This window comes from Kribbella soli, assembly GCF_004331345.1.
Classification (GTDB): Bacteria; Actinomycetota; Actinomycetes; order Propionibacteriales; family Kribbellaceae; genus Kribbella; species Kribbella soli.
The window spans coordinates 515,905-528,253 of record NZ_SJJZ01000006.1; the positions used below are offsets into that span (position 1 = coordinate 515,905).

11 protein-coding genes are annotated in these 12,349 nt (G+C 69.1%); 7 read left to right on the forward strand and 4 right to left on the reverse strand.

The features are described 5' to 3' along the window. The first annotated feature begins 144 nt into the window (after positions 1 to 144). From E0H45_RS41565 to E0H45_RS41590, 6 genes are all read left to right on the forward strand, one after another. Positions 145 to 2,247: a septum formation family protein gene (locus E0H45_RS41565; protein WP_131348174.1), complete on the forward strand. Its 2,103-nt coding sequence runs from the start codon at positions 145 to 147 to the stop codon at positions 2,245 to 2,247. Continuing rightward, complete coding sequence (locus E0H45_RS41570) at positions 2,244 to 2,765, forward strand: hypothetical protein (protein ID WP_131348176.1); 522 nt, start codon at positions 2,244 to 2,246, stop codon at positions 2,763 to 2,765. Before E0H45_RS41565 ends, E0H45_RS41570 begins: the two co-directional genes overlap by 4 nt. Next, entirely contained in the window at positions 2,758 to 5,235 is a 2,478-nt protein-coding gene (locus E0H45_RS41575) for an Hsp70 family protein (RefSeq protein WP_131348178.1), read from the forward strand. The genes E0H45_RS41570 and E0H45_RS41575 overlap by 8 nt, the downstream gene beginning before the upstream one ends. Then, entirely contained in the window at positions 5,232 to 6,152 is a 921-nt protein-coding gene (locus E0H45_RS41580) for a hypothetical protein (RefSeq protein ID WP_131348180.1), read from the forward strand. The genes E0H45_RS41575 and E0H45_RS41580 overlap by 4 nt, the downstream gene beginning before the upstream one ends. Before the next feature lie 17 nt (positions 6,153 to 6,169). Then, positions 6,170 to 6,661 (forward strand): DUF2505 domain-containing protein, encoded by a 492-nt coding sequence (locus tag E0H45_RS41585; protein WP_131348182.1) that lies wholly within the window; start codon positions 6,170 to 6,172, stop codon positions 6,659 to 6,661. 106 nt (positions 6,662 to 6,767) lie between these two features. Further along, positions 6,768 to 6,977 (forward strand): hypothetical protein, encoded by a 210-nt coding sequence (locus E0H45_RS41590; RefSeq protein ID WP_131348184.1) that lies wholly within the window; start codon positions 6,768 to 6,770, stop codon positions 6,975 to 6,977. A 110-nt stretch (positions 6,978 to 7,087) separates the two neighbouring features. Here E0H45_RS41590 and E0H45_RS41595 read toward each other — a convergent pair whose 3' ends face one another. Both E0H45_RS41595 and E0H45_RS41600 read right to left on the reverse strand, forming a co-directional pair. Then, positions 7,088 to 7,780: a hypothetical protein gene (locus E0H45_RS41595; protein ID WP_131348186.1), complete on the reverse strand. Its 693-nt coding sequence runs from the start codon at positions 7,778 to 7,780 to the stop codon at positions 7,088 to 7,090. A gap of 59 nt (positions 7,781 to 7,839) precedes the next feature. Next, positions 7,840 to 8,730 carry an alpha/beta fold hydrolase gene (locus E0H45_RS41600; RefSeq protein WP_131348188.1) on the reverse strand — a complete coding sequence of 297 codons (891 nt, stop codon included), beginning with the start codon at positions 8,728 to 8,730 and terminating at the stop codon, positions 7,840 to 7,842. Between the two features lie 139 nt (positions 8,731 to 8,869). On the opposite strand from E0H45_RS41600, the gene E0H45_RS41605 reads away from it, so the two are divergent. After that, positions 8,870 to 9,502, forward strand: coding sequence for a TetR/AcrR family transcriptional regulator (locus E0H45_RS41605; protein ID WP_131348190.1), 633 nt, complete (start codon positions 8,870 to 8,872; stop codon positions 9,500 to 9,502). 48 nt (positions 9,503 to 9,550) lie between these two features. Here the strand turns inward: E0H45_RS41605 and E0H45_RS41610 are convergent, their stop codons facing one another. Continuing rightward, the gene (locus E0H45_RS41610) at positions 9,551 to 10,603 is read right to left on the reverse strand and encodes a hypothetical protein (RefSeq protein WP_131348192.1); all 1,053 of its coding nucleotides are present in this window, start codon (positions 10,601 to 10,603) and stop codon (positions 9,551 to 9,553) included. Between the two features lie 65 nt (positions 10,604 to 10,668). Then, a complete protein-coding gene (gene pruA, locus E0H45_RS41615) occupies positions 10,669 to 12,297 on the reverse strand; it encodes an L-glutamate gamma-semialdehyde dehydrogenase (protein ID WP_131348194.1) in 1,629 nt (542 codons plus the stop codon). Between the last annotated feature and the right edge of the window lie 52 nt (positions 12,298 to 12,349).

The following is a 12,349-nucleotide window of genomic DNA, read 5'->3' on the forward strand; positions in this document are numbered from 1 at the left end:
TGCAGGTTCGGTACAAGGTCTGTCCACAGGGGATCCAGGGGAGGTCCAGACCGGTCTGAATGCCGCTGAAAGGGTCCGTTTCCGGTGCCAAGGTGAAGTGACGGGCCGGCAGCAGGGTCGGCTCGCACTCCTGGGGGTGAGCCGGTGGCGGATCCGATTGTCGACGAGTTGCGCAGACTTGCCGGGCCGGACCTGTACCGGCGGAACGCCTTCCGGATCAGCGGTCTGCTCGCGGATGCGAACGCACGGACCACCCGCCAGGTCGCGCAGCGGCTGCGTGCGGCGCTCGAGGTGGGCGCCGACATCGACCTCGGTACGGCGACCTCTCGCGACCCGCACGAGATCCGGGCCGCCTGCGACCTGATCCTCGGCGACCCGCGCCGCCGGCTGGTGCACGAGGTGTTCGCGCCCTGGGGCGACGACGTCTCCCGCTGCGGCTGCGAATCCCTCATGCACCGTATGCATGACTCTGCGGTCGCGGCCCACAGCGCGACGATCAGCCTGGAACAGGACGGTGGACGGCCCGACGACGAGTGGAAGGCGGTCTGGCAGATCTGGTCCCTGTTCCTCGCCGGCGCCCCCGCCCACCTGGAGTACCGGGTACGGGAGCTGGACGACCGGCAGCTCGACCGCGCGGCCGTGGCCGCGATCACGACTGAGCTTCCACGGACTCTGGTGCAGCCGCTCGTCGATCTCGCCGTGACCGGTCCGGTCGGCCGCGCCGGCACGCTGGTTGACATCGCCGGGAGATTCCCGAACGCGGAGCGCCTGCACCGACGGTTGCTCGAGGCCGCGGCCGCTCCGTTGTACGAGGACCTGGAGGACCGCCGTACTCAGGTGGCCCGGCGGATCGGCGAGGAGCCGGTCGAACCGATCGTCGCCGAGATCGAGCGCGACCTGCTGCCGCAACTGCAGCGGCTGGACGCCCTGCTGCCGCCGAAGGAGAACCACCGGACCTCCGCGCTCCACGACCAGCTCGCGATCCTGCTCAACAACTGCGCCGTCGACCTGATGAACCGCGGCGAAGCCTCCGACGGCCGCGCCGAACGCTGGCTGGACCGTGCGACGAAGCTGGTGATCGACCAGCGCGACCGCGACCTGATCGACGAGAACCGCGAGGCGCTGCTCGAGAACCAGCGCGCGATGCGGGAGTTCCGCGAGCAGGCCGACTACCTGTTCCGGGTGCGCGGGAAGTACGCCGCGCAACGCCTGCTCCGGCAGGCGCGAGCTCAAACCAGCTCGCCGTCGGTCCGCGCCGAGATCGACCAGATGCTCGCCGAGATCACGGCCGGCACGTTCAACGCGATCTACTCCACTCAGCCACGGGCTCAGAAGCCGTCGCGGCCGCCCGTCGCCCCGAAGCGCCGGCGTCGTCGCCGTCGCCGGCTGATCGCCTGGCTGCTCGTCCTTGCGCTGATCGGCCTGGGCGTGTGGCACTGGTGGCCGCACAAGCTCAGCATCTCCAACGACAAGATCTCCCACAACGCACCGGCCGGGACCTGCCTGGACGCGCAGTCGAACGGCTGGCAGACGTCGCCGACCGATCTCCGCGGCGCCGACTGCGACTCGCTGCACTGGGGCGAAATCCTCGGGTACGTCGCGATCACCAAGGTGCCTGCGGCGTACCCGGGAGACGTCCAGGCGAACGCACTCGGCCAGTTCCTGTGCGGCGAAGCGCTGGTGCAGCAGCGTCTGAACGAGAGCGAGTACGACGTGACCGCGGTCCATGCGCCCGCGCAGCGCTGGAACAACGGCAAGAACGCGAGCAAGTACGAGAACTACGCGGCCTGTGTGGTTCAGCGGCACGACCGTCTCGACATCGGGAACGACCGGGTGACCCGGCCCGACGAGCCGAAGGTGCCGAAGCCGGTCGCGATGGACCTGCTCGCCACGAAGGTCGCCGACAACGCGCCGGTCGGCGCCTGTGTCCGGGACCAGATCGCCGGCCAGGTCACCGACGGAGCGCTCACCGACAAGGTCAAGATCGTCCGCTGCAGTGAATGGCACTGGGGACAGATCTTCGGCTACCCGACGCTCTACGAAGCTGGTCAGTCCTTCCCCGGCGACAGCGAGGTCAACGCCCTGTCCCGGAAGACCTGCGCGTCCAGAATTCCCAGCCTGCCGGGCTTCGCGACCTGGGTGGGACCGCCGCCATATCCGTCCTGGGAGGACCTCGAGCAGGTCAAGTACGCCGTCTGCTTGGTGCACCGGGCAGACCACAAGCCGTTCAAGGGAGCAGCTAAATGACCCGGGTCTGGTTCCGCCAGTGGCGGCAGCACAAGGCGTTCCGGATCGCAGCACCGAGCTGGTCCGGTTCGGCGTACGACGATCTGGAACGCTACCTCGCCGAGCTCGGGGAGACCGCCGCTCAACCGGCTGCGGACGCGGACGACGACGCGCTCGCCGAGGCCGCGACCAACCTTTGGCGGGCGCGCCGCAAGCTTGCCCAGGGCAACGATGGTCAAGGGAAGCAGGCTGCCCGTTATTTGCGGACCTGTGCGGGTGCGCTGGCGGCTGCGGGGCTCACTGTTCAGGACCATGACGGAGAGCCGTTCCACGCCGGCCGTTCGGTCGACGTCCTGCTCTACTCCGACGATCCCGAGGTGACGGTGGAGACCGTCGTCGAGACCGTGCGGCCGGCCGTATATCACCACGATCGCCGGATCCAGACCGCTCAGGTGATCGTCGCCGTACCGGCCGGCTCCAAGAACTCGACCGGCTCTGACAGTTCTGACAGTTCCGACAGCGAGGACAGCCATGCGTGACACCATCGATATCGGGATCGATCTCGGCACCACCAACAGCGCGATCGCCCTGGCCGAGGGCGACACGGTGACGGTGATCAAGAACAACGAGAGCCAGGAGACCACACCGTCGGCGGTCTGGATGCCGCGCGCGGGCGAGGTCCGGGTCGGCGCGAAGGCCCGCACCCGGGTCGAGTCGGATCCGGAGAACACCGCGTCCGAGTTCAAGCTGGAGATGGGTCTGGCCGATGTGACGCGGAAGTTCGCCAGGGCCGCTGTCCAGCTGACGCCACCGCAACTGTCGGCCGAAGTCCTGAAGACGTTGCGCAACGACGCGACCCGGTTCCTGAACGATGTTCCGACCGCGGCCGTCATCACGGTTCCGGCAGCGTTCGCGCTCAACCAGAACAAGGCGACCGTCGAGGCGGCCACCTTGGCCGGCTTCGTTCCCGGTTCGCCGCTGCTGCAGGAGCCGACCGCGGCCGCGTTCGCGTACGGGCTGCAGGACACCAGCGACCGGGCGTACTGGATGGTGTTCGACTTCGGCGGCGGGACCTTCGACGCAGCGGTGGTGAACAAGCGCGACGGCGAGCTGCGGGTGCTGCACCACGCCGGCGACCCGTACCTGGGCGGCAAGCTGATCGACTGGGCGCTCGTCGAGCGGGTACTCGCACCGGCAGCTGCGGCGGAGTTCGGGCTGTCCGACCTCCGCCGCGACAACCCGCAGCACGCGCGGAACCTCGCCCGGCTGAAGGCGGCCGCCGAGGAAGCGAAGATCGCGCTCTCCGGCATCCAGTCGACCTCCGTCCTGGTCGAGCTGGACACCCCGGGCGGGGACAGCGAGACGTTCGACTTCACCTTGACCCGCGACGCCCTCGACCGCGTGGCCGAGCCGTACTACGTGCGCGCGATCAACCTCTGCCGCGAGGCGATGCGGGAGAACGGCCTGTCGCCGGACGCGATCGACAAGCTGCTGCTGGTCGGCGGCGTGACGCTCTCCCTCGGCCTGCGCGAACGGCTCGCCGACCCGGCCGACGGGATCGGCATCGAGCTCGAGACCCGGCTGGACCCGTCGACCGTGGTCGCGCGCGGCGCAGCGTTGTTCGCGAGCACCATCCGGCATCCCGCACCGCTGGCCGCGGCCCCGGCAGCGGGCGAGTTCGCCGTCGAGCTCTCGTACGAACCGGCCGTCACCACCACCACCACGACGACCGTGGCCGGGCGGCTGCGCGCCGGGCGGGACCTGGATTGGACCGGGTATTCCGTCGTACTCGCGAACCCCGAAGGCCGGCCGCCGTTCCGGACCGCGAACATCGCGCTGAACCGGGTCGGTGCGTTCGCGACCGAGGTCGACGTGGACGAGCGGCGTACGTCGCGGTTCACCATCGAGCTGATCGACCCGGCCGGCGCGCCGCAGAAGCTGGTCCCGAACACGTTGTCGATCACGCACCGCGCCGAGACGTTCGGTGGCGCGCGGCTGGCGCACTCGCTCGGCATCCAGCTGGCCGACAGGACGTTCTCGCCGCTGCTCCGCAAGGGTGCCGGCGTGCCGACGACGGCCCACGGGAAGTTCCGTACGTCGTACACGCTGCTCCGGCGCGACGACGAGGCGATGATCCGGATCCCTGTCGTCCAAGGGGAACGGGCGCGCGCGAACCGGAACCGGCCGGTCGGGTTGCTGACGATCAAGCCGGTCGACCTGCGGATGGATCTGCCGGTCGGGACGGAGGTCGAGGTCACGTTCGAGGTGGACGCGTCGAACCTGGTGACGGTGGTCGCCGACGTACCGCTGATCGGAGCGCAGTTCGAGGCCGAGATCGACCTCGGGTCGGTACGCACACCGTCGGCCGACGTACTGACGCAGCAGTTGGCGGAGGCCGAGGACCGGTACGACGTGTTGCAGCGGTCGGCGGATCTGCCGGATGTGGATGAGCGGCTGCGGCGGCTGGAGGCGGAGGGGACGTTGCCGACCGTTCGGGAGCAGGTACGGGCGTCGGCGATGGATGCAGGTGCGGCGGCGACGGCCGAGGACCGGCTGCGCGACTTCCAGGCGGAGCTGGACGATATCGACGATCTGGCTGCGTTGCCGCGGCGTACTCGCGAGCTGCTCGACCTGCTGGCGGAGGTGGCCGAATTGGTTCAGCAGGCGGGTGCGGTACGGGACGAGCAGGAGCTGACCGCGTTGCGTGAGGCGGCGCAGCAGGCGATCGACGACCGCGATCTGAAGGCGATCGACGCGGCGACGGAGCGGACCGAGATCTTCATGGCGCGGCTCTACCGGCGGCAGCCGGGGTGGTACGAGGCCGTGTACTGGGAGGTGGTCCGTTCGCCCGGGATGCTGCCACCGACCGCTGAGGCGGATCGGCTCGTAGCCGAGGGTCGGGACGCGCTCAACCGGCGCGACCAGCGGTCGCTGGAACACGTCGTACAGCAGATGCTCCGGCTCCTTCCGCGCGACGAGCGGGAGATCATGATCGGACTCACCGAATGACCGACATCCGTCAGCAGGTAGCCCTGTCCCGAGCAGCCGACCTCGCCCGCCAGGGCGACCTGTCCGGCGCCGCCACCCTGCTCACCGAACTCGACGACCCGTCGGTCGAGGTCCTCGACCTACTAGCCCGAATCCGAGCCCAACAAAAGAGATGGTCCGAAGCCGACACGCTCTGGGCCGAGGTAGAGAAGGCAGACGCAGGTGGGTCGGTGGTCGCAGGTGCCGTGGCGGGGCGGCGGATGGTTGCGGGGATTCGTGGGCATCGGCGGGCGTCGCGGCCTGTTCTTCCAGTGGTTGTGGCAGTGGTGCTGGTGGGTGCGGTGGTTGCTGGAGGCGCGGTCGCCCTGGGCGGTGGTGCCGACGAACCTGTGGCGCAGCCGACTCAGGTGCAAACGACGCCGACTCCTACGCCAACAGTTGACACCGGCGCCGAGGAGCGCGCGGCTGAGTTGGCTCGGCGGTTGGCGGCGTTGGAGGCGCAGCGTCGCGCCGAAGCAGCTGCAACCGCAGGCAAGCTGGATGTGATCGCGCGTCGCGTTGCGGGCGCAGGTGTGCTGGTGCAGCGCGAGAAGGGAGCGGTTCGCGTCGTCTTCAGGGAGGGCGTGTTCGCGGCCGGCACCGACCTCAGCCCAGCCGGCGAGCGCGCACTCGACGTACTCGGCAAACGGCTCCCCGGGCTGAAGGCAAGGATCACCGTGACCGGCCATTCGGTCGTCGTCCCGGGTGGGACCAACTCAGGCGGTTCACGGACCGCCCTGCTCCGAGCCCGCGTCGCGACCCAGGAAATCAGTACCGCGTCCGGTCTCCCGTTGACCGCGTTCACGATGCAGTCCGGCGACCAGGCGCACCCGCCGTACCGCACCGATGCCCAGAACCGCACCGTCACGGTCACGTTGACCCCGGGAGGTACGCCCTAGATGCCATGATGACGGGCATGGAGCTGAAGATGTCGGCGTCGTACGACGCCACCCCCGAGGAAGTGTTCGCGATCGTGACGGACACCGCCTTCCGCGAGCAGGCCTGCGAGAAGACCAAGGCGCTGTCGTACGACGTCACGGTCAGCACGTCAGGTACCGACACGGTCGTCCGGGTCTCCCGCCAGATGGAGTCCACCGACATCCCCGACATGGCCCGGAAGTTCGTCGGCGACACCCTGACCGTCGTTCAGACCGAGACCTGGCACGCCGCCGCGGCCGACGGTTCGCGGTCCGCAGACGTGTCCGGCGAGATCGCCAACACCCCGGTCACCCTGAAGGGCACCGCGCGGATCGGCCAGGACGGCGCTCAGACCGTCCAGGCGATCGACCTCGACGTCAAGGTCGCCGTCCCTCTGATCGGCAAGAAACTGGAGCCGTTCGTCGTGGACGCCATCCGCTCCGGCCTGCAGAAGGAACACGACCTCGGCCACGACTGGAGCGGCAAGTAGTCCCCCACCCCACACCCGGGCCCGACCGGGCCGTGTCGTTGCGCTGACTGGGTCGCCTCCGGTGGCAACCTGAGAAGAAGTGTTGCACCGGAGGTGACCCGTTCTGATGCGAAGTTCCCTGCGAAAGAAGCACGATCGAACCCCGTCGACGACCGACGCGGCCCAGTACTGCGCGTTCTGCGCGACCGTCATGCCGTTCGAACGCATCGAGCCGTCGGACTACCTGGTGGACGAGCCCGACGAGTGGATCTGCGTCAAATGCGGCTCCGCCCTCCTGGTAGACCCACCCACCCAACAACTCCACCAATCCGCCTAACTCTCCCGACGCCACACCCCGGGCGTGCGAACAACCCCCAGGGCCAGAGCACAGGCAATAACCTGTCTCACACCCCCGCCGGGGCTCCCCACACCCAGTTGATGGCGCGACTACGCCTGGTGTGTGGTGTCGGCGGTGGTGAGGGATTCGTGCATGGCTGCGCGTACTTCGGGGGGCCATGGGCCGGTGTTGGTGAGGGGGATGTCGGTCATGAAACGGCGTTCGGGCTCGGGGATGGTTGTTACTACGAGATGCGGATCGTCGACGACCGCCGCGTAGAGCCTCGGGCCGTCGGCGCCGAAGAGGTCCGCGGCGACCAGCCGGCCGTCCGCGTTGCGCATGATGTTGTCCGGGTTGTCATCCAGCTTCGGCGCGAACCACGGCTGGTCCCGGCGCCCCCGCTCGTGCACCCGCCGTACGACGTCCGCGAGCTCGGCAACCTCCGGCTCGCGCGCCGCCAGCGCCCGGTGGAACCCAGCCGCCTCGTCCGCATCGACCGGCTCGAGCCACTCCATGATCTGCAGGTCCCCGCCGCCCACCAGTCGGCGATGCGCGAACAGCCGCGGTACCTGGCGGGTGTGCGCCGCCTCCCGATACAACGCGACCGTGTACGGCGCGACCAGATCGAACGGACTGATCCGCGCAGCCGCCCGACCGTCCGGAGCCCGCAACGCAACCGCCCAATCCCCCGCCCCACAAGGCGACCACCCAGCCTCTCGAAGCACCCGCTCCACAACCCGATGGTCAATGTCCCCCAGCACCCCGAGGGTCTCTTCGTACGTGCTGATCTCGTCGGGTGTCACGGTGGCGAGGATAGGCAACCGCGTGTGTCGCCGCCTCCGAATAAGACGCCGTACCGGACCTACAGCGGTGGGCCGAAGGCGCAGATGACCGGCCTCGGGTGGGCGGGGTCTAGGGCGTTGGCCACCAGTTGGGCGACGGTTGGGTCGAACGCCAGGCCGACGTGGCCGACCGGGTCCAGAGGGCAGGCGTCCTGGACGTATTTGTTCGTCACGCCTGGTTCGCGGATGAACGAGGTCTCGTGCGGCGTCACCAGGGCGTCGAAACGGGATGCGATCACGGTGTACTTCACGCCTGGCTGCGCGATCGGACCCGCGGTCATTTTCGCGACGGCCGAGCCGCCGACGATGAGTTCGTCGCAGGCCGGGCAGCCGAACTGCCGCAGGACCTGGTCGACGAGCGGGCCCAGGCCGAGGTAGTCACCCACGCTGACCAGCCCGCCGAACGTCGTACCGTGCGTCGGCGGCGCCAGTGCGACCACCTTGCCGACCTGAGCGGCGTACCCGAGGACCTTTGGCCCGTAGATGGACTGGAAACTGCCCTCGGAGTGCCCGACGATGTCGACCTTCGCCGCGCCGGTCGCCGTGCGAACCCGCTGGACGAAGGCGGCGATCTCCGCGGACGACTGCGCGATCGGGACCGTGCCGCCGACCGGGATCGCCGGGGTTGCCTGGCCGTAGGTGAGGGTGAAGGCGCAGTAGCCCTTCGCGGCCAGGAACGGGCCGAGGTACGAGTAGTTGCCGGGGCCGTTGCCGCCGAGGCCGTGCAGCAGAACGAGCGGGTTCGGATGCGCGGCCGACGGTTTGCACGTCCAGTCGTCGAACCCCGAGGACACCGCCGCACCGGCCGTCGTCGCGGTGCCGGAGGCGGTCGCGGAGCCGGAGGTGAAGGCTCCGGTCAACAGGACGGCGGCGAGCAGGCCCGCAGCGGTTCTGCGGAGGCGGTATCGCATGACAACTCCCCGTGGCAGTATCGATGAGTGATCAGTAGATCACGGGTAGTGGAGCACGTCTGCGGGTTACAAACAAGAGCTCGTGTTCAAAACAAGACCTGTCGGTTACAGATCCGCCACTCGGGGTAGTGTCCTGCGCATGGGTCGCACGATACGGGGACTGGACGCCGGACAACGCCGGGCCGAACGACGCGAGCAGCTGCTGGACGCGGCGCTCAAGTTGTTCGCCGCGAACGGTTACCTGGGTACGTCGATCGAGCAGATCTGCAGTACGGCGTACATCGGGACGAAGAGTTTCTACGAGCTGTTCACCAGCCGCGAGGAGTGCTACCTGGCGCTGCTCCGGCGGACCTCGGAACGCCTCGAGGAGCGGATGGCCGAGGCCGCCGCGGAGGCGACCGGGAACGAGCGGCAGGAGGCGCCGCGGCTGCTCGCGATCTTCGTGCATGCACTGGTCGACGATCCGCGCATCACCAAGGTCACGTTCGGCATGGCGTCCGGCATCTCGGAGTCGGTCGAACGGCAGCGCCGCACCAACCGGCGGTGGGCGGCCGGCTTCCTCATCCAGCTCTGGGACCGGTACGACGGACCGCAGCCCGAGGAGCAGCGCGCGGCACGGCACAGCGTGGCGATCGGGCTGATCGGCGGCATGTTCGACCTGGTCTCCGACTGGCTGCTGGACGCCGACCTCACCGCTCCGCGACAGGTCGAGGCACTGATCGACGACCTGACCACCTTCTACATCACGGTACGGCGGGGGCTTGCGACCTGAGCCGAGACCGCCCACCGCTCCGCATCCGCCGCCGCTCGTCCGCAGCCGTCACTCGAAGACGAGCGTGCGGAGGGCGACATGCCCTTCCTCGTCGATGACGTAGTGGGCGTGGCCCTCGTCGTCGACCGCGACACCCTCGACCCGGCGGACATCGCCGAAGTGGTGGACCACCTTGCTGCCGACCACCCCACCGGCCTCGGGCGGCAGCTCGAAGCGGATGTGCTCGGAGTCCGCGCGAGCACCTTCCGGATGGTCCGCGAGTACCGTGGCCGACTTGCCCGACGCGTCGAGGTCCCCGACAACAGCGTCGAACACATCGTCGCCCCGCGTATCAAGGGCTCGCAGCCCCACCGGCGCCTCCACACTGCCGGCATCGCCAAGGATCCAGACATTGCCGCAACGCGGTACGGCGTCCGGATCGTCGAACAGCTCGCCGACGTTCTCGAGCTCCACCAGCACCGGGTGTCCGTCGGCCGTCACCGGGTACCGCAGCCCGAGCAAAAGGTTGCCGTTGGCACGGAACTCGGCCGCCTCGATGTTGATCGGGTGATCGGTCGCGCGAACCGTCCCGTCCCAGCTCTTGGCCTTCAACTGTCCACGAGCGATCGTCGCCTCGACGTACGCCTGCCGTCCGAGCCGCCCGACCGGGAGCAGGTCCACGTCGGCGAGCGCATCGTTGACCGCCCGGTGCAGACCGAACCGGAACCGCACGATCTCCATCGAGACGGGCCCGTCACCAGCGATCGACTGCTCCGCGACCCGAGCGATCCAGGACCGCTTGGCCGACAGCGGGCCCGCCTTCTTCCCGAACTGCGAGCCGAGCAGGTAGACGTAGCCGTCGCGGGCGGCACACGCCTCGGCGTCCTCGGTCTTGCCCGCGCTCAGGCCGGCGTCGGCGTGGATCCGCCGAGCCGACCAGCCCTCATCGAGTGCCGCTCCAACTGAGTGCACGAGTAACGCGAGCGCGTCCTCCGCGGTCGTCTCGTCCAAGACGGTGACGAACGCCCGGTCCCAGCCGTGCCGCGCCAGCTCGTCAGGCGAGAGGACGCGGCACAGATCGGAGGCTTCGTTCGGTTCCAGGTGCAGATCAGTCGCATGCATACCCGGGAAACGACGGATCCGGCCGAAGTACTCCCACCGGCCGCCGATTCCCGGGTAATCCCCGATCAACCCTGATGCGGGTAGCGGTAGTCCGTCGGCGGGGCGAAGGTTTCCTTCATCGACCGCGGGGAGGCCCAGCGGATCAGGTTCCACATCGAGCCGGCCTTGTCGTTGGTGCCGGACGCCCGCGCGCCGCCGAACGGCTGCTGCCCGACGACCGCACCGGTCGGCTTGTCGTTGACGTAGAAGTTCCCGGCCGCGAACCGCAGGTACTCCGCCGCCTCCGCGACCGCGTGCCGGTCCTGCGCGATGACCGCACCGGTCAGCCCGTACGGCGCCGAGTGCTCCATGCCCTGCATCACGCTGGCGTAGTCCGCGTCGTCGTACACGTGCACACCGAGGATCGGGCCGAAGTACTCGGTCGTGAAGATCTCGTCGGTCGGGTCGTCGGAGACCAGCAGCGTCGGGCGGACGAAGTACCCCTCGCTGTCGTCATAGGTGCCACCGGCAACGACCTCGATCGAGTCCGTCGCCCGGGCCCGGTCCAGCGCCGCCTTGTGCTTGGCGAACGCGCGGTCGTCGATCACCGCGCCGATGAAGTTCGACAGGTCGGTGACATCGCCCATCGTGATCGCCTCGGTCTCCGCGACGATGTCGTCCCGGATCCGGTCCCACACCGAGCGCGCGACGTACGCACGGGAGGCCGCCGAGCACTTCTGCCCCTGGTACTCGAACGCGCCGCGCACCATCGCGGTCTTCAGCACCGCCGGGTCCGCGGACGGGTGCGCCAGGATGAAGTCCTTGCCGCCGGTCTCCCCGACCAGCCGCGGATAGGTCTTGTACGACGCGATGTTCGTGCCGACCGTGCCCCACAGGGACTGGAACGTCTTCGTGGAGCCGGTGAAGTGGATGCCGGCCAGATCCGGGTGGGTCAACGCAGCCTTGCTGACGTCGATGCCGTCACCGGTGACCAGGTTGATCACGCCGGCCGGCAGGCCCGCGGCCTCGAACAGCCGCATCGTCCAGTGCGCCGCGAACTGCTGCGTCGGCGACGGCTTCCACACCACGGTGTTGCCCATCAGCGCCGGCGCGGTCGGCAGGTTGCCCGCGATCGCGGTGAAGTTGAACGGCGTGATCGCGTAGACGAAGCCCTCGAGCGGCCGGTAGTCGACCCGGTTCCACACGCCCGGGGACGAGATCGGCTGGTCGCTGACGATCTGCCGCGCGAACGCCACGTTGAACCGGAGGAAGTCGATCAGCTCGCAGGCGGCGTCGATCTCGGCCTGCTGCACGGTCTTGGACTGGCCGAGCATGGTGGCCGCGTTCAGAGTGTCGCGCCACGGGCCCGCCAGCAGGTCGGCGGCCTTCAGGAAGATCGCGGCGCGGTCGTCGAAGGACAGCGAACGCCACGACGGAGCGGCCGCCAGCGCCGCGTCGACGGCAGCCTTGCCGTCCGCCTCGGTCGCGTTGCCGAGCGTGCCGAGCACCTGCGCGTGCTTGTGCGGCTGCACCACCTCGATCGGCGTACCGCCACCCAGCTTCTGCTCGCCGCCGATCGTGCAGGTCAGGTCGATCGCACCCGCCGCGGTGAACTCCTTGAGCTTCGCCTCCAGGCTCGCCCGCTCCCCGGAACCAGGCGCATACCCCTTGACGGGCTCGTTGGCAGGCGTCGGAACAGCGGTAACCGCATCCATCGTGCAAGCTCCTCTACTGGGTGGGGGCCGGTGTGGGTGGGCGGCCTGCCCG